The organism is Pseudoalteromonas sp. SS15, assembly GCF_049257195.1.
Lineage (GTDB): Bacteria > Pseudomonadota > Gammaproteobacteria > Enterobacterales > Alteromonadaceae > Pseudoalteromonas.
The window spans coordinates 278,164-296,383 of the sequence record NZ_JBMMUD010000002.1 but is presented as its reverse complement, the minus strand read 5'-3'; the positions used below and the strand labels follow the sequence as shown (position 1 = coordinate 296,383).

At 42.7% G+C, this 18,220-nt stretch carries 13 protein-coding genes and 5 tRNA genes; 5 read left to right on the top strand and 13 right to left on the bottom strand.

From position 1 onward, the window contains the following. Nucleotides 1-206 precede the first annotated feature (206 nt). Together AAEU28_RS05515 and AAEU28_RS05510 are read left to right on the top strand one after the other, a co-directional pair. Nucleotides 207-282 (top strand) — tRNA-Glu (locus AAEU28_RS05515). Between the two features lie 232 nt (nt 283-514). Continuing rightward, entirely contained in the window at nt 515-2,074 is a 1,560-nt protein-coding gene (locus tag AAEU28_RS05510; RefSeq protein WP_421963280.1) for a methyl-accepting chemotaxis protein, read from the top strand. Between the two features lie 202 nt (nt 2,075-2,276). Here the strand turns inward: AAEU28_RS05510 and nth are convergent, their stop codons facing one another. From nth to AAEU28_RS05450, 12 genes are all read right to left on the bottom strand, one after another. Then, nucleotides 2,277-2,909, bottom strand: a complete 633-nt coding sequence (nth, locus tag AAEU28_RS05505) for an endonuclease III (protein ID WP_421963279.1) — start codon at nt 2,907-2,909, stop codon at nt 2,277-2,279. A gap of 14 nt (nt 2,910-2,923) precedes the next feature. Further along, nucleotides 2,924-3,622, bottom strand: a complete 699-nt coding sequence (locus AAEU28_RS05500) for an electron transport complex subunit E (RefSeq protein WP_058030776.1) — start codon at nt 3,620-3,622, stop codon at nt 2,924-2,926. Next, entirely contained in the window at nt 3,619-4,257 is a 639-nt protein-coding gene (gene rsxG / locus AAEU28_RS05495; RefSeq protein WP_421963278.1) for an electron transport complex subunit RsxG, read from the bottom strand. The genes AAEU28_RS05500 and rsxG overlap by 4 nt, the downstream gene beginning before the upstream one ends. Beyond that, complete coding sequence (gene rsxD / locus AAEU28_RS05490; RefSeq protein ID WP_421963277.1) at nt 4,254-5,312, bottom strand: electron transport complex subunit RsxD; 1,059 nt, start codon at nt 5,310-5,312, stop codon at nt 4,254-4,256. Before rsxD ends, rsxG begins: the two co-directional genes overlap by 4 nt. Further along, entirely contained in the window at nt 5,309-8,170 is a 2,862-nt protein-coding gene (gene rsxC / locus AAEU28_RS05485) for an electron transport complex subunit RsxC (protein WP_421963276.1), read from the bottom strand. Before rsxC ends, rsxD begins: the two co-directional genes overlap by 4 nt. Before the next feature lie 8 nt (nt 8,171-8,178). Next, nucleotides 8,179-8,733, bottom strand: coding sequence for an electron transport complex subunit RsxB (gene rsxB, locus AAEU28_RS05480; protein WP_058030772.1), 555 nt, complete (start codon nt 8,731-8,733; stop codon nt 8,179-8,181). Between the two features lie 2 nt (nt 8,734-8,735). Beyond that, on the bottom strand, nt 8,736-9,317 hold the full coding sequence (gene rsxA / locus AAEU28_RS05475) for an electron transport complex subunit RsxA (protein ID WP_058030771.1): 582 nt from the start codon (nt 9,315-9,317) through the stop codon (nt 8,736-8,738). A gap of 182 nt (nt 9,318-9,499) precedes the next feature. Continuing rightward, nucleotides 9,500-11,443, bottom strand: coding sequence for an EAL domain-containing protein (locus tag AAEU28_RS05470; RefSeq protein ID WP_421963275.1), 1,944 nt, complete (start codon nt 11,441-11,443; stop codon nt 9,500-9,502). A 268-nt stretch (nt 11,444-11,711) separates the two neighbouring features. Beyond that, nucleotides 11,712-11,788, bottom strand: a tRNA-Asn gene (locus tag AAEU28_RS05465). Nucleotides 11,789-11,811: 23 nt separating this feature from the next. Further along, a tRNA-Asn gene (locus AAEU28_RS05460) sits at nt 11,812-11,888 on the bottom strand. A gap of 16 nt (nt 11,889-11,904) precedes the next feature. After that, nucleotides 11,905-11,981, bottom strand: a tRNA-Asn gene (locus AAEU28_RS05455). 20 nt (nt 11,982-12,001) lie between these two features. Then, nucleotides 12,002-12,078: transfer RNA gene (locus AAEU28_RS05450), tRNA-Asn, on the bottom strand. Between the two features lie 1,035 nt (nt 12,079-13,113). On the opposite strand from AAEU28_RS05450, the gene AAEU28_RS05445 reads away from it, so the two are divergent. Genes AAEU28_RS05445 through AAEU28_RS05435 form a run of 3 tightly spaced genes read left to right on the top strand, consistent with a single transcriptional unit; the run spans nt 13,114 to nt 16,915 of the window. Beyond that, nucleotides 13,114-14,496 carry an MATE family efflux transporter gene (locus tag AAEU28_RS05445; protein ID WP_421963274.1) on the top strand — a complete coding sequence of 461 codons (1,383 nt, stop codon included), beginning with the start codon at nt 13,114-13,116 and terminating at the stop codon, nt 14,494-14,496. Further along, the gene (gene uvrB / locus AAEU28_RS05440) at nt 14,489-16,495 is read left to right on the top strand and encodes an excinuclease ABC subunit UvrB (protein WP_421963273.1); all 2,007 of its coding nucleotides are present in this window, start codon (nt 14,489-14,491) and stop codon (nt 16,493-16,495) included. The genes AAEU28_RS05445 and uvrB overlap by 8 nt, the downstream gene beginning before the upstream one ends. Nucleotides 16,496-16,543: 48 nt before the next feature. Continuing rightward, nucleotides 16,544-16,915, top strand: a complete 372-nt coding sequence (locus AAEU28_RS05435) for a DUF2237 family protein (protein WP_421963272.1) — start codon at nt 16,544-16,546, stop codon at nt 16,913-16,915. Between the two features lie 597 nt (nt 16,916-17,512). Here the strand turns inward: AAEU28_RS05435 and AAEU28_RS05430 are convergent. Beyond that, complete coding sequence (locus AAEU28_RS05430; RefSeq protein WP_421963271.1) at nt 17,513-18,109, bottom strand: porin family protein; 597 nt, start codon at nt 18,107-18,109, stop codon at nt 17,513-17,515. Nucleotides 18,110-18,220 lie beyond the last annotated feature (111 nt).

Sequence of the window (18,220 nt, the reverse complement as noted above, 5' to 3'; positions counted from 1 at the left end):
CCTTTCACGGCGGTAACAGGGGTTCGAATCCCCTAGGGGACGCCACTTTACTAAAAGTGCTCAAGATAAATGCTCGTATGGTAAGAGCTTAAATAACCAGTCCTAGTGACACAGAATTCTGCGAAAGAATAATGCCGTTCGCCTCGCTGGCTCGGACTCACCTAACGCAGAAATAGCAAATCAGTAATTTGCTAAACAATTTCTGCGTCCCCTTCGTCTAGAGGCCTAGGACACCGCCCTTTCACGGCGGTAACAGGGGTTCGAATCCCCTAGGGGACGCCACTCTTCTTACTTTATTTATAAAAAATTCCTATTAAATCATCTCTCTTTTCTCTGAATTAAATTTTAATAAATTATCTATCCACTCTTATATCGTCTATATTTTATTACTTCAGTACTCCAAATTGATCTTGATCAATTTTTTGCAGCGAAAAGGCTTTCGCGATTTTCTACGAAAAAATTATCATATCTTTTTTAATAAGTGTGAACGACGATGACTAAAGGAAGAAATCAAGTGACCAACAGAGAGTATGATTACCCCAATCATTACAATCTGTTATCTACAACAAACACCAATGGCCAAATTAAATATGCGAATAAGCAATTTTGCGAAGTCGCGGGATTTGAGCTGCACGAACTAGAAAATAAACCGCATAATATTGTTCGCCACCCGAGCATGCCAAAAGCTGCTTTTAAAAATCTTTGGGATTATATTGGCAGTGGGCAATCTTGGATGGGAATGGTTAAAAACCGCTGTAAAAATGGTGATCATTACTGGGTGAATGCCTTTGTTACACCAATAAAAGATACCTCAGGTAAAACCGTTGAGTATCAATCGGTGAGAACCAAACCAGATAGCGCTGTTGTTAATCGTGCTGAGAATATTTATCAAAAGCTTAATTCAGGTAGTTCTGCAGAAAAACTCACAGCAGCATCTTGGTCATTACCCACCCAAATGATGGCAATCATAGTTGCATTTTATTTATTGACCATGATGTTTACTTCATTACCTACGCCTTGGAACTATATTGTAGAGACTGTACTTTTAGTCGCCATTTTAGCTTTTACACATAGGCAACTCGCACCAATAAGAGCGCTTAGTGAAAAAGCGAAACAAGTTTATGATAATCCGCTAATGCAAAAGATTTACTTAGGTAAAGTAAACGATATTGCTGCAATTGAATTAGCGCTTATAGCAAGGGAGTCTGAGCTCAGAGCGGTGTTAGGTCGTGTTAAAGATGCCAGTGCAACGGTAACCGAACAAGCCGATGATACGGTGAATGAATGCAATCACAGTGCTGAATTATTAAATAGCCAACAAGCGCAAACAGATGCACTTGCGACTGCAATCAATGAAATGACCGCGACAATCTCAGAAGTTGCAAGCAATACTAACAATGCTGCAGAGCGCTCCGAAGCTGCTTTAGAGTCAGTAAAAATAGGCAACGAAGCGGTTAATGAAAATATGCAAAATAATTATGCGTTGGCCGAAGAGTTGTCACAAACGCAAACTGATATTGAAGAATTAAATGCGCAAACTGTAGACATAGGCAGTGTAGTGGATGTGATCAGAGGTATTTCAGAGCAAACCAACTTGTTGGCACTTAATGCCGCGATCGAAGCTGCTCGTGCTGGCGAGCAAGGAAGGGGGTTTGCAGTTGTAGCAGATGAAGTAAGAGCGCTTGCTCAACGTACTCAAGAGTCTACCAAAGAAATTGATACCATTATTGCAAACTTAAGAGGGCGTGCAGAGCAAGCTGTGCAGGCTATTCAAAACGGCGTGAATAAATCGACGGAATGTGTGTCTCAAGCGGAAGGCGCTCAGGCGAGCTTAGAAAGCATTAATGCCATCGTGAATGATATTTCTGGCTTAAACTATCAAATAGCTACGGCCACTGAGCAGATGTCAGGCGTATCAAATGAGCTTAATAACAACGCCGTGCATATCTCGCAATTAGCCAATGATTCTATGCAAAGTTCGGATAAAACCATCTCTACTATGTCTAAGACCCAAGAATCACTTAATGCACAGGCTGCGTTGGTTGATCAGTTTATAAATAAGATGGTGCGATAAACTCTATTAGCTAAAGATTGTATTGTTTTATCACCATGAATGAGAGGTCGATAAAACACAGTCTCTTGTCATTCAGTGAAAATCATTTGAGGGAGCAAGCTCCCTCAAATCTACAAGGCGAATTTTTTTGCCGTTTTTCACATAAACTTTTGCTATTTCGCACTTTTTTCTGGCTGCTTTGCCAATATACGGTTCTTACAGACTATTCTGCCTTCTCTTTAAACTCACACAAGTCTTCAATAATACAGCTGCCGCACTTTGGTTTGCGTGCAACACAGACATAACGGCCGTGTAAAATCAGCCAGTGATGCACATCGACTTTAAACTCTTTTGGTACGACTTTTTCGAGTTTTTCTTCTACAGCAACCACGTCTTTACCCATGGCAAATTTGGTGCGATTTGAAACGCGGTAAATATGGGTGTCGACTGCAATAGTCGGCCAACCAAACGCGCAGTTTAGAACGACATTTGCGGTTTTTCGACCAACGCCAGGTAGGGCTTCCAATGCTTCACGGTTTTCAGGCACTTCACCACCGTGTTTATCTATGAGGATCTGACACATTTTATAGACGTTATTGGCTTTGGAGTTATATAAACCAATGGTTTTAATGTGATCTCTGAGCGACTCTAAGCCAATATCCAAAATGCCTTGTGGAGTATTTGCTTTTGGGAATAGTTTTGCTGTTGCTTTATTTACACTCACATCGGTGGCTTGTGCTGACAAGGTGACAGCAACAAGCAACTCAAATGGGGTGGTGAAATCCAACTCCGTTTCTGGGTTTGGATTGTCATCACGTAAACGGGTTAAGATCTCGAGTCTTTTGGTTTTGTTCATTGTTCGTAACCCGTTTAAGTTAAGCTAGTAACACGTGCTCTCGGCGCTTTTTCGGCTTCTTGCGTAGGCTGTGCTTTAGCTTTAATTTGCGCATCAATCACATTTTTAGCGGCAATTAATAAACCCAAACCTAAGAAAGCACCCGGAGGTAAAATAGCCACTAAGAATTGGTTATCAAATTGAAAAACTTCAATACGCAGAACCGTCGCCCAATCGCCTAATAGTAAGTTTGCACCATCAAACAAGGTACCTTGGCCAATTAACTCACGCATTGCGCCCAATAACACCAGCACCACCATAAAACCTAGACCCATCATGATGCCATCGAATGCAGATAATAGCGGGGTGTTTTTAGAAGCGTAGGCTTCAGCACGACCAATAATGGCACAGTTGGTTACGATTAATGGAATGAAGATCCCCAGTGCTTGATATAAACCGAAGGTATAAGCGTTCATTAATAGCTGCACTATGGTTACAAACGCGGCGATTATCATGACAAACACAGGAATACGAATGTCTTTTGGGACAAAATTACGTACCAATGACACAGTGACATTCGAGCCAACCAGTACCAGAAGGGTTGCGATCCCCAAGCCCATAGCATTGGTAATGGTGCTGGTTACAGCAAGTAGTGGGCATAAACCAAGTAGCTGAACAATAGCTGGGTTGTTGGCCCACATGCCATCTTTTATGAGGGTTTTATATTCGCTCATTGTGTTTCTCCTGCGCACAGGTTGTCTTTGGCAAATAAAGCATCAAAGTGCGTTGTTGCGTACCAAGCAGCTTCTCCCACTGAGCCAGTCACTGCTCTAGGCGTGATGGTTGCGCCAGTAAATTGGTCAAACTCGCCACCATCTTTTTTCACTGCGAAACGGCCATCATTTGCACTATTTATTTGCATGCCATTAAATGTGGTGATCCAATCAGATCTAGAAAGCTCTACCTTATCACCCAGGCCGGGTGTTTCTTCATGACGGGTAACACGTACACCGGTGATTTCGCCACGCTTTGTAACTGCAGTTAAGATATCTATATTACCGCTATAACCTTTTGGAGTGATGTGACGAACAAGCAAAGCTGCGGGCTCGCCGTTTAATCTTGCACGATAAATAATATGCGGGCCTGCTGGGCCAAGCTCTGGCGCGTCACTTTCTACGCAGTCAAGATAGAGTTGGTTGTCGTAACGCTCACTTGGAATAACTTGAGACAGTAAAGACATCAGTTGTGCTTTTTCTTGCTCTGCGATCCGTGTTTCAGTCAGGCTCTGAACCACAGCTACACTGCCTGTGGTTGCCAATGCAAAAGCACACAAAATTGCGCCATTTTTATACATAGACTTGGCTATCATTGTGCACCTCCATGACCAAATGTGCGCGGGCGACTGTAGTGATCAATCAATGGTACTGCCATATTCATGAGTAATACAGAGAAGGCCACAGCATCTGGATAACCACCGTAGGTACGGATGATATAAACCAGTACGCCAATGGCTGCACCAAAAATTAATCGGCCTCTATCTGTGGTACAAGCAGAAACCGGATCGGTGGCAATGAAGAATGCCCCTAACATAGTAGCACCACTGAGTAGGTGGAAAACAAGGCCTGCGTGGCTACCCGGGGCAATGATGTAACCCACAGCACTACAAAATGCCAGTGCAAAAATGAAGGCCACAGGGATGTGCCAGTTAATAATGCCGCGCCAAATTAAGAAAATACCACCGGCCAGATAAGCTAGGTTAACCCACATCCAGCCTTTACCAGCGTAATCGGCAAACACGGCGCTTTGCATCGCTTCAGTGACTGTATAGCCCTGAGAAACGGCTGTTTTTACTGTATCGAGTGGTGTTGCCATTGTAATGCCATCGATACCCGCTCTGACTTGCTCTAGGGTTAAACCTGACGTTGTGGTTTGCGTGAAAATTAAAGCAAGTTGATCAATAAAACTTACAGGAGTCACTAGCAGTTCAGAAACTGGCGACCAAGCTGTCATTTGCACCGGGAATGAAATAAGCAATAAGACATAACCTGCCATAGCTGGGTTGAATAAATTAAAGCCTAAACCACCATAAAGTTGTTTCACGATCACGATGGCAAAAAGGCAGCCGATGACGATGACCCACCAAGGTGCCAGAGGCGGAATACTGATTGCCAGCAGCACACCAGTTAGCCAAGCAGAGCCATCACTTAATGATGGCCAAATGGCTTTATTACGGATCTTCATGATAGCTGCTTCAAATGCACTGACAGAAATGAGTGCGATGAGTATTTGAATTAAAACAGCTGAGCCAAAAAAGTAGCACTGAGCGATGATCCCGGGTACACACGCAGCGATCACTGTCATCATTAATTTATTCAGTGCTTTATGACTATGATTGTGGGGCGATGAAGCCATGGTTAATTTCATGACGGTTCATTTCCTTCTTCTGATTCTTGCTTTAATTGTGCTTCTTTAGCTGCTTTCTTTGCTTTAGCACGTGCAATAGCGGCTGCAACAGCCGCTTTACGTGGATCTTCTGGCTCGCTACTTTGTTCTGCTTGCTCAGTTTGAGTATCAGTCTCATCACTTTCTTCGCTAGCTGCTAGTTCAGCTTCTTTTGCAGCCTTTTTCGCTTTAGCTCGGGCGATGGCAGCAGCAACAGCCGCTTTACGTGGATCTTCTGGCTCGCTGCTTTGTTCTGATTGCTCAGTTTGAGTATCAGCTTCGACATTGTCTTCGCTAGCCGAAAGCTCTGCCTCTTTAGCTGCCTTTTTCGCTTTTGCACGGGCAATGGCTGCCGCAACTGCAGCTTTACGTGGATCTTCCGGTTCGCTATCAGCTACAGTCTCATCGCTTTGCTCAGCTTCTTTCGCTGCCTTTTTCGCTTTTGCTCTAGCGATGGCGGCGGCAACCGCGGCTTTACGTGGATCTTCCGGTTCGCTATCAGCTACAGTCTCACCGCTTTGCTCAGCTTCTTTCGCTGCTTTTTTCGCTTTTGCTCTAGCGATGGCGGCTGCAACCGCAGCTTTGCGCGGATCTTCCGGCTCGCTATCAGCTACAGCTTCATCGCTTTGCTCAGCTTCTTTCGCTGCTTTTTTCGCTTTTGCACGGGCGATAGCAGCTGCAACAGCAGCTTTGCGCGGATCTTCCGGCTCGCTATCAGCTACAGTTTCATCGCTTTGCTCAGCTTCTTTCGCTGCTTTTTTCGCTTTTGCACGGGCGATAGCAGCTGCAACAGCAGCTTTGCGAGGATCTTCCGGCTCGCTATCAGATACTGAGCTATCGCTTTGCTCAGTCTCTTCAGCTGCTTTCTTTGCTTTTGCACGGGCAATGGCGGCAGCAACAGCGGCTTTACGCGGATCTTCTATGCTTTCAGTTTCAGTTGGTGCTTCATCTTGATCAGCATTTTGTGCCGCTTTCTTTGCTTTTGCACGAGCGATGGCGGCGGCAACCGCGGCTTTACGCGGATCGGTCGATGCATCCGTCTGAGTTGTTTGCTGTTCTGAATTTATATCATCAGCATCGGCTTGTTGTGCGGCCTTTTTCGCTTTCGCACGTGCAATGGCAGCGGCAACAGCAGCCTTATTATCTTTAGGCTTATCGGCACTGTCATCAGTGGCTTTCTCAGCCTTGTATTGGCGAGCTTGCTCTTTACGCTTAGCGCGCTCTAATGCAACAGCACTATTATCAGGCTCGAGTGAACCATCAGCTGCTTTTTTCGCTTTAGCGCGGGCAATGGCAGCTTCGACCGCTGACTTTTCTGGTGTTTTCTTGCTCTTAACACGCTCAAGCGCTTCAGCCACTTTTTCTTTACTTTGCGCTGATTGAGTAGCACGGCTAGCCGCACGTTTGTGGCGGTTTTGACGTTCTTCTTGCTCTCGCTCTAAACGCTCTTTACGGGCTTCGAAACGCTCTTTTGCTCGCTCAGCTTTGATTTGTTCTAGTTTTTGTTCTCGGATCTCAGCTTTGGCAACGCGATAATATTGCACCAGTGGAATTTCACTCGGGCATACGTACGAACACGCACCACATTCAATACAATCAAACAGGTTGTATTCTTCAAGCTTTTGGTACTCTTTGCCTTTCGCAAACCACTGTAATTGCTGTGGTAGTAAAGTTTGCGGGCAAGCATCGGCACATGCACTACAGCGAATACAAGCTTTTTCATCGTTTGGCTCGGCCAGTTCTTGATTGTCAGGTGCCAAAATACAGTTGGTGGTTTTGACCACAGGAATGCGCACTGTTGGTAAGGTGAAGCCCATCATTGGCCCACCCATGATGACGCGCTGTGCAGCAACGGGTTCGAAGCCTTGACTATCGAGAAGATGCTTAATTTCGGTGCCCATCAGTGCCCAAACGTTTTGTGCTTGTTTGATGGTGCTACCGGTTACAGTAACAACTCGCTCAATGAGTGGTTTACCACGAAGCACAGCGTCACTAATGGCAAATAAAGTACCGACGTTTTGCACTAATACGCCAATGTCTGCAGGAATGCCCGCACTGGGCACTTCGCGAGAAGTCAGTACTTTGATCAGCTGTTTTTCACCGCCAGAAGGGTATTTGGTTGGTACTGAGCGAACTAAGATTTTATCGTTATGTGCTGAGGCCTTTTGCATCGCAGCAATGGCTTCAGGCTTGTTGTCTTCAATACCAACAAGTACATACTTCGGAGAGAGTAGGTGTTGCATGATCTCAATGCCTTGCACGATTTGCTCAGCATGCTCACGCATTAACATGTCATCGGCTGTGATATAAGGTTCACATTCAACGCCATTGACAACAAAAAAATCAATCTCTGCTTGGCTGCTGGCTTTCACATAAGTCGGGAAGCCCGCACCACCCATACCAGCAATACCTGCATCATGGATTTTATCGATCAGTTGTTGTTTAGAAACTTCGGCATATTGCTCAAGCGGTTCAAGCGCACACCAAGTATCTTGGCCATCAGGTTCAAGCACGATACTCGGCTCTGGTAAAGCGGACGGGTGTGCCGATGGTCTATGTTCAATGGCGGTGATGATGCCTGAAGTAGCGGCATGGATAGGTAAAGACCAATTGCCAGCGGGTTTTGTTAGTGCTTGACCTTTTAAAACATGATCGCCCACATGGACAAGCAGTTGACCATTAGCACCAATATGCTGCTTTAATGGGATAACCAATTTATCAGGTAAGGGTAACTGGCGAATTGGGAGTTGGTTTGACAATGTTTTTTGTTCTGGTGGATGAATACCGCCAGGAAATTGCCACAGCGTTCCACGTTCAATTTGTTCAAATAACGATTCCACGGCAACCTCTAATCAATCTGAGTGACGTTAATGGCGTTTAACTGCCATTTCCATGTTTGCTTTGTTTCAGCAACAGGGATCATATCAATACAGTCAACCGGACATGGCTCAACGCATAAGTCACAGCCGGTACATTCATCTTTTAATACGGTATGCATTTGTCTTGTGGCACCGACAATAGCGTCAACCGGACAAGCTTGAATGCATTTAGTACAGCCGATACATTCATCTTCACGGATATATGCCACAGTTTTAACAGGTTCAGCTTCTTCGCCGCCAGCCAAAGGTTTAGGCTCAACGCCCATTAAATCAGCTAGCTTTTTAATTGTGGCATCACCACCCGGTGGGCATTTATTAATTTCGTCGCCATTGGCAATGGCTTCAGCATAAGGGCGGCAGCCAGGATAACCACATTGGCCACATTGTGTTTGCGGTAAAATAGCATCGACTTGGTCGACAACAGGGCTACTTTCAACGCGATATTTTACCGCGGCATAACCTAAAATAAGGCCAAAAATCAACGCCAGTGAACCTAGCGCAATGAGTGCATAAAACAAGGTCATGGTTAAAACTTCACTAATCCAGAAAAGCCCATAAAGGCAAGAGACATTAAGCCAGCGGTGATCATGGCAATTGACGCACCTTTGAAAGGGGTTGGTACATCAGCAACTGCAAGACGTTCACGCAGTGCAGCAAATAAAACCAGCACCATAGAAAAACCAACTGCAGCACCAAAGCCAAATACGGCTGAGCTCATAAAGGTATGCTCATTTTTTATATTAAGTAGGGCAACACCTAATACCGCACAGTTAGTGGTGATAAGCGGTAAGAAAATACCCAGTAAACGGTATAGGGTAGGGCTGGTCTTCTTCACCACCATTTCGGTAAATTGCACCACCACAGCGATAACGAGTATGAAGCTCATGGTGCGTAAGAACTCTAATTCGAGAGGTTGTAGGATATACTCGTTAACAAGGTAACTCGTTACTGAGGCTAACGTGAGTACAAAGGTGGTGGCCATTGACATACCCACGGCAGTGTCTAATTTGCCTGATACGCCCATGAAAGGACATAAGCCTAAGAATTGTACTAACACGAAATTGTTTACTAATACTGTGCCGATCAGCAACAGAATATATTCAGTCATTATAGCCCCTAACGTTGACGCCTTTTTATTGAGTGCCTAGCGATTGTTAATTTTACCAAGTTTGACGCTGAATATCACAACAAAAACGGCAGAATTGTTTTGATAAATGGGTATTTTTGTAAAGATTTACGGATATACGCAGCGAAATCAAAAAAGGCCCTGAAAGGGCCTGGTTTTTGCTGTTATATTTCTTTGGGTTTCTCTATGTAGTAACCCTGGACACCGTCGAGGCAGAGTGTTTCGACGACGTGCTTTTCTTCTTGGTTTTCGACCCCTTCGGCAAACACACTCACACCAATACGGTGAGCAAGGTCGACCATCAGACGCATGAAGTATTGGTTGTTCTTATCTTCTTCAAGACCTCGGGTATAACTTGCATCCATCTTGATGAAATCAGGTTTCAAATCTCTGAAGAACTTAAATGAGGTTAAACCAACACCAAAACGTTCAACGGTGATACGTGCACCAACGCGGTGGACCATATCGATAAAGCGTTTACTGGCTTTAATATTTTGCTGTAAACCAAACTCGCTCACTTCAAAAATGAGTTTCGAAGCAATATTGGCATCTTTTAACAGACGACGTTCTAACCAGATCACAAATTGATCTGAGTGGGCGCTTGACGCTGTGACATTGATACCGAAGAACTTTTCAGTGAAGTTACGGGTTTTTATGAGCTCAAGCGACGTATCTATGATCAATTTATCGATTTCGATGGCCATCTCAAGTTTTTCTGCCATCGCCAAGAAAGACGCCGTTGGCAGCATTTGGTTATCTTCAGTTTTAAAGCGCGCTTGAATTTCGGCATAGGCTTTAACATTTTTACCAATAGGCATAATGTTTTGCATCATTAAGCTGACGCGTTTTGCTTCGATCACATCATGGATCACTTTACGCCAGTTTTGATTGCCAAAGCCGGCACCAACATTATTAATAAGGTCAGACTCACGTTGAATATGCCACGCATTCGCTTGCTTGCTCTGGGCCATACTCATGGCATTATCGACCACTGATAATATCTCACCCAAAGGCTTGCCAGTTTCGTATGGCACAATACCTGTGTTAGCCACTGAGCTGAGCTCTTGGTTTTGTTGATATTGAGTGAATCTTGCTTGTAATGTATCACCAAAATGCTCGGCTTCCTTTGCAGGAATATTTGGCAAGATAACCGCAAAGTCAGAACTGTTAAGTCGGAATGTTTGCCCGCCAGTATAAGTGCCACAAACATGCGTAATGATTTCAGACACCGCTTTAATATATTCATCGCCTTTTTGATAGCCGCGAGTTTGGTTGATAACTTGCAATTCACTACAACGGATCATGGCAAGGGTACCAAATGATTTTTTGCTGCTTGATTCAATATGCTGCTCGTAATACTCAACGAACATGTTGCGGTTACCCAAACCAGTTACCACATCTTTATAAGCTTCTTGCTTAATACTTTGTGCGGCGCTTTGAATATCTTCTTGTTTACTCTTTAAGAAATGCGCTAAGCGGTTGAAAGAGGGAGCAAGCTCGGCACCCAGTGCTTGCACTTTACCTGCATTAAAGTCATTTTCTATGCTTTCTGTCACTTGGTTTTGAGTAATGTACATATCTACCGCATCAGCAACTGTCATACTGACATTACGATTTAAGCGTTTATAAATGGCTTTCATATAAAAGACAGGAATAAATGCGAGTAGGGCGGTAATAATAAACATCATGATGACAGCTTGCTGTAGAAGTTGCGCCTGACTTTGTGCATTAATAATGAATTCAATTTTAATGTCTTTGGTCACATTCACGGCAAATTGCGGGCGAATAGCATTAATATTCGATTCGATAATTTCAGCTATAAAAGGTAATGGGCTGTGGGTATTAACGTTTAAAACTGTATCACCATTAAAGTCTCTTACAATGAAGGTTGAAAACACATTACCATTCGCGAGTGCTTGACGAATATGCTGAGGGGTGACCTCTGCCATGGTTTTTTCTTTTATATACTGAGTCACCATTACTTGTGCACTTTGCTGTGCTTTTGACACTGCTGAATCAAAGCTGGTTGCAAAGAAGAATACACCAACAAGTGAAAACAGAAGCCAAGAAATCAATTGCACAAATATAAGTTTTTTAAAGCCTGCCATTATTGTGTCTTTCAGTTCTTTTTAGTTTTATTCCAAACTGCAAATAATCTAGCCGCGATTAAGCTAGCCTAAATTTTTTGAGCGCATACTTATAGCCAAGATGATACGGTTCTTTATCGTCAGGCTAATATAAAAATTGAGGAACAATTATCGCAAAATAAGCAAATTTTCTAATTATTTAATTTAGCTGAGTCAGCGATTTTAAAGGAAAAATTAACTATAGTAGGGTAGTGCAATGTTTAGGAAAAGTCTATGAGAATCTGAATATTGGCTCCCCCTCCCCGACTCGAACGGGGGACCTGCGGATTAACAGTCCGTCGCTCTAACCAACTGAGCTAAGGGGGAACAATATAAAAGGATAGTAGTGTTGGCTCCCCCTCCCCGACTCGAACGGGGGACCTGCGGATTAACAGTCCGTCGCTCTAACCAACTGAGCTAAGGGGGAATTACACTATAACGATTGGCTCCCCCTCCCCGACTCGAACGGGGGACCTGCGGATTAACAGTCCGTCGCTCTAACCAACTGAGCTAAGGGGGAATCGTTATTATCAAGAAACTTGGCTCCCCCTCCCCGACTCGAACGGGGGACCTGCGGATTAACAGTCCGTCGCTCTAACCAACTGAGCTAAGGGGGAAGCGTGTCTCTCAACGGGGCGAAATATTAATGACCCCTTGCCAAGGTGTCAACAAATAAAATGACAGAAATTTAAAAAATCCGTTTATCCGCTGGTTTTATATCCGATTTGTCGGTTTTTTAACGCAAATTTACTCTGTGGAAGTAAAGCAAATCCAAAAAAAGCGACTTTGCGATGCTTAAACATAAAATTAAAAATGTTTATTTTGCGCAGTATGAGTCATATTTTGCTCAAAGGCCTTAAATATAACTTTTTAATGAGATCTGGTGTTTTCTTCTTTATATAAGATCATGATCAATAAATTACGAAGACTATTGTTTGTTTCATTTATTCGTGCAGCGCAGAAAATAGACACAGAGAGAAGTTTTGAAGCATAGAATTTTTTACTGATTACTATTTGGCCTTTTAAAATAAGGGGTTATAAAATTTAAATGAACATATTCAGACAGTGAATTCGCTTGTTGATAACTTTAAAGTTATCAACAAGAATGACTAAAGATCATTTTCTGTCACATAAACGAAGCAAAGATCCTTTTCCACTGATGTATTTCCGATCTTTTGATCGCGCTATAAGTCTTTATTTTATTAGCTTTATGACACTTACCCACAGAATCTGTGGATAACATTGTTTATTAATCTTTAAAAAGTATTGCAAAGCCATATGTGTCGGGCTTTAGGAGCTTTGCAATACTTTTTGCTAAATTTTTTTAGTCTAATAAAAACAATGGCTTGTTGTTTTTTGTTCTGGTTTGGGTGGTTTTTGCTCATTGCAGTGTTTTTTATAGTCAATTAAGCGTCATACTTGTGCAAAAAAATCTCAGTGGCTACTAAAGCGACAGGTTAGTAAGTGCTTATGAAAGGTGTTTTTGTGCTTTTTTGGTGCATAGATGGGTTTAAACGACTCAAAAGTGAAGATCTCAGAGTTGAATTAATATTTATTGTTGATAAATGATCACGATCCTCTGGGTTTAGTTTTCATGATGATCTAGAATGCTCAATCCACTGGTCGGGCTTATCTTAAGGTTTCTATTTAATATGGCATCAGCGCAGCAGTCTAAGGTCTCCAATGACATCCTCGAAGGGGACATCCCGTCCACACTCAAACGTATGACCATTCCCATGATATTTGGCATGATCACGCTGATGATGTTCAATTTAGTCGATACCTTCTTTATTAGTATGTTAGGGACTGAAGAGCTTGCTGCTGTTAGTTTTACTTTCCCTGTAACTTTTACAGTCATTAGTCTTGCAATAGGTTTGGGTATAGGTACGTCTGCGGTGATTGCCAAAGCGTTGGGTGCTAATAAAGTAGAAGAGGCCAAGTTTGATGCCACCATTGCACTTTTATTATCAGCAGTGATGGTGTTCTTGTTGTCTTTATTTGGCTTTTTAATGATAGAGCCGATTTTCAAACTACTCGGTGCTCACGCTGAAGTCATGCCACATATATATGACTATATGTCTATTTGGTTCTTGGGCAGCGTATTCTTAATCACGCCTATGATTGGTAATTCAGTACTACGTGCCAGTGGTGATACTAAAACGCCAAGTATTATTATGGGCGCAGCGGGTTTGATAAATGCGATCCTCGACCCTCTTCTTATTTTCGGTATAGGCCCATTCCCTGAGTTAGGGGTTCAAGGTGCCGCGATAGCGAGTGTCATCGCTTGGTCTGTGGCGGTAGGCATTATCTTTTATTTACTTGCAGTGAAAAAGCGCCTACTCAGTGTTAGCCCTGGAGAGCAGGGGGTTATGCAGGCAGTTAAGAAAATCCTAAAAATTGGTTTTCCTGCTGCAGGGGCAAATATGCTGACACCTATCGCCATGGCTGTTATGACAGCGATTGTCGCAACTTACGGGCCTGAAGCGGTAGCAGCTTTTGGTGTCGGTAGCCGTATTGAATCTATCGCAAGCTTAGTGGTGCTTGCATTGTCGATGACATTACCGCCTTTTATCAGTCAAAATTATGGGGCGCAGAATTATCAACGTGTGACAGAAGCTTTTAAAGCCACATTAAAGTTCGTAATGGTTTGGCAGTTTGCTATTTATATCGTATTAATCCTTTGCTCAGGCTTAATTAGTCAAACCTTTGGTGCTGAAAAAGAAGTTCAGCGTATCATTGAGCTGTTTATTTATATCATGCCATTGAGCTACGGTTTTCAAGGGGTGATCATCTTAAGTAATTCGTCATTTAACGCCCTTCATAAACCAATGAATGCCTTGTTACTGAGCGTGATCAGGTTGTTTGTGTTTTTCGTACCATTCGCTTATTTAGGATCGCATTTAGCAGGTCTGAAAGGGTTATTTATTGGTGCTGCAATCGGTAATTTGGTCACAGCCATTGTCGCGTACAATTGGTTCTGCGCGAGCTTAAACCGAATGCAATCTGTGCCTGAGCAGGAATTAAAACATGACTGATGTATTTAAACTTCACTCTGAATTTTCACCAAATGGGGATCAGCCAACGGCTATCGCGCAATTGTGCGATGGCTTAGAAGCGGGCCTTGCACACCAAACTTTACTGGGCGCAACGGGTACAGGCAAAACCTTTACCATGGCGAATATAATCAGCAATCTGAATCGTCCGACCATTATTCTTGCTCACAATAAAACCTTGGCGGCACAGCTATATGGTGAGATGAAAGAGTTCTTTCCTGAAAATGCAGTAGAATACTTCGTTTCATATTATGACTACTATCAGCCTGAAGCTTATGTGGTGGCAAGTGACACCTTTATAGAAAAAGATGCGTCGATAAATGAACACATCGAGCAAATGCGTTTATCGGCAACCAAAGCGTTATTAGAAAGACGAGACACCATTATTGTTGCGTCTGTGTCAGCGATTTATGGTCTGGGCGATCCTGATTCTTATATGCAGATGATGTTATTGCTGAAAGTCGGTGACACAGTTGACCAGCGCGACATCCTACGAAAGTTAGCTGAGCTGCAATATACTCGTAACGACATTGATTTTAGTCGGGGTACTTATCGAGTTAGAGGTGAGGTGATTGATATTTTCCCTGCAGAATCGGATGATATTGGTGTGCGAGTTGAAATGTTCGATGATGAAATCGAGCGTTTGAGCTTATTTGATCCGCTTACGGGCGCCATTGAAAAACACATCGTTCGTGCAACTATCTATCCGAAAACCCACTATGTTACTCCCCGAGAGAAAATTTTAGATGCCATTGAAAAAATAAAAGATGAACTAAGAGACAGAAGAAAGCGCCTTCTCGATGACAATCGCTTAGTTGAAGAACAGCGAGTTGCTCAGCGTACACAATACGATATTGAAATGATGACCGAGCTTGGTTATTGCTCAGGCATCGAAAACTATAGCCGCTATCTTTCTGGCAGAGCGCCGGGTGAGCCGCCTCCAACGTTACTCGATTATTTGCCTGATGATGCGTTAATGATCATCGATGAGTCTCATGTGACCGTCTCTCAAGTGGGCGCCATGTACAAAGGGGATAGAAGCCGCAAAGAAAACTTAGTTGAATACGGGTTCCGTTTGCCATCGGCCATGGACAACCGACCGCTAAAATTCGATGAGTTTGAAGCGATTTCCCCACAGACGATTTATGTATCAGCGACACCCGGTGATTACGAATTAGAGAAATCAAATGGCGACGTGGCTGAGCAGGTTATTCGTCCGACAGGCTTACTTGATCCTGAATTAGAAGTACGCCCAGTAGGGACACAAGTAGACGACTTACTCTCTGAAATTTATAAACGTGTTGAGAAGAAAGAGCGCGTCTTGGTCACCACATTAACCAAGCGTATGGCTGAAGACTTAACCGACTACCTGAATGACCATGATGTGAAGGTGCGTTATTTACACTCGGACATTGATACCGTTGAGCGTATGGAAATTATCCGCGATTTACGTAAAGGCGTATTTGATGTGCTAGTGGGCATTAACTTACTTCGGGAAGGTCTGGATATGCCAGAAGTATCTCTTGTCGCAATTCTTGATGCAGACAAAGAAGGCTTCTTACGCTCTGCACGCTCTTTAATACAGACAATTGGTCGAGCGGCACGTCACTTAAATGGTAAAGCAATTTTATATGGTGATGTGATCACCAAGTCGATGAAAAAAGCAATTGAAGAAACCGAACGCCGTCGCTCAATACAAGAAGCTTATAATGAAAAACACGGCATAGTGCCAACGGCATTGAATAAGAAAATCACGGATGTGATGGATGTTGGTGAAAGTGTCGATGAGTCATCGAGTTCACCTGTGTCAGCAAAAGTCGCTGAGCCTAAAGCGGGTTATTTAGATCCGAAACAAATAGCGGAGCAGATCAGCGCACTTGAAATACAAATGATGCATCATGCAAGAGAGCTAGAGTTTGAAAAGGCCGCTAAGCTACGTGATGAAATTCATCAATTACAGCAGCAATTGATCGATGCTTAGTAATTCTTCGTTTTAACACTCTCAAATATTTAAAAGAGTGAAAAGGTCATGACAGAGAAGAAAGCTCTGAATGTATTGGGCAGTGAATTACAGCTGTGTTGTAGTGATCCGTTAACCGGGTTTATGAGGGATGGGTTTTGCAACACAAATCATCTTGATATCGGTACTCATGTTGTGTGTGCCGTTGTAACAGAAGCGTTTTTAACATTTACACGCTCAAGAGGCAACGACCTAAGCACGCCGATACCTGAGTATGGTTTTCCAGGGTTAAAACCTGGTGATGGTTGGTGTTTATGTGCACTTCGCTGGAAAGAGGCATATGAAGCAGGCGTTGCGCCACCGGTAAAACTTCATGCAACCCATGAAAGAGTTCTGGACTACATACCCCTTGATGCCCTAAAAGCACATAGCTTGGGTTAATAAATTCATTTATCTAAAAAAGGTTAACACTGGCGTTAACCTTTTTTGGTTTTAACCTTCTTCTAACAGCAGATCATAAAGCGATAACTTAAATGAAAGTATGTATATATTTTGGGGGAGTTACAATTTACTTTTCTTAATTTAAATATGAATGCTGAGTTTTTACGTGTAAATAGGGTTTTCTATTTTTTGTGCCACTGAATACACTCAGATGCTTACCTAAACATAATAAAGTCATTATCACAAAACATGAACTCTATAAGGTCATGATAGATATAGTTAACTTTTTTCCATGATTTTGATTGATTTTGCTTTCTGTGCAATTATGAGCATTGGTTGCTACTGAGGATGTGCTATTCCAAAAGTAAGCCTTTAGAGTTTTTTATTTATGGAGCGTATATGAAGTATAAGGGAATAATTTTCTTCACTCTTGGTTTAATCGTTAGTCAAATTCATAGCTATATATATCCAGAGTCATCAAGTTTTATTTTGATAGCTGTAATTTTATCATTACTGCTTGTATTGGATTTTCTCTACAAAAAAGATAAATAAATCATAATGCGTGTATGATTGATACACGCATTATTATTGTGCTTTCTAGAAGCGATAGCTTAAACCTACACCCAGTGTATAGGTATCTAGGTCACCCATATCCATGTACTGGTAAGATGCATTAATGCCGATACCATTATTAAAGTCATATTCCCAGCCCAGTTCTGCAAATAAGCCTACGCCATCATCTGAATTCAGCACTTTGCTGTTTTGTTTAATGTCGTAGTCGTAAAAGTTCGCACCTAACTTAGCATAAAGGCTATTGTTTTTTGTTAGGTAGTATTCACCTTTACCTGCAAACACTAAGTTACTGTACTCTAATTTATTTGCATCTAAATTAAACAGCGGCTTATCGTTATTTTTACAGGTGAATTTATTATCGTTCTCTTCAGTACATTCCCAGTCATCAGCTTCACTGCCGCCATTTAAACCGACTTCTAAAGCCAACATTGGTGAAAACTGGTAGTTATAGTAAAGATACGCTTGACCAACACCGTCACCGTCTTTACTTGAGCCTTTGTATTCTGCACCACCACCAGAAAGTTGAATACCAACTTTGTGTTTTTCTTCAGAAGCTTGAGCTTGGCCCATTAGAGCCGTTGATGATAGTAAAGCCATTAATAATAGTGCGCGAGTTTTCATGATGAACATTCCTGTTTGGTTTTGATGTGCTCATAGTAGAGCGCAAGCTTGTTAGAGTCTGTTGGAGGAATGTCAGCGGTTGTAGGCGGAATGTATGAGAATGTGAAAAAG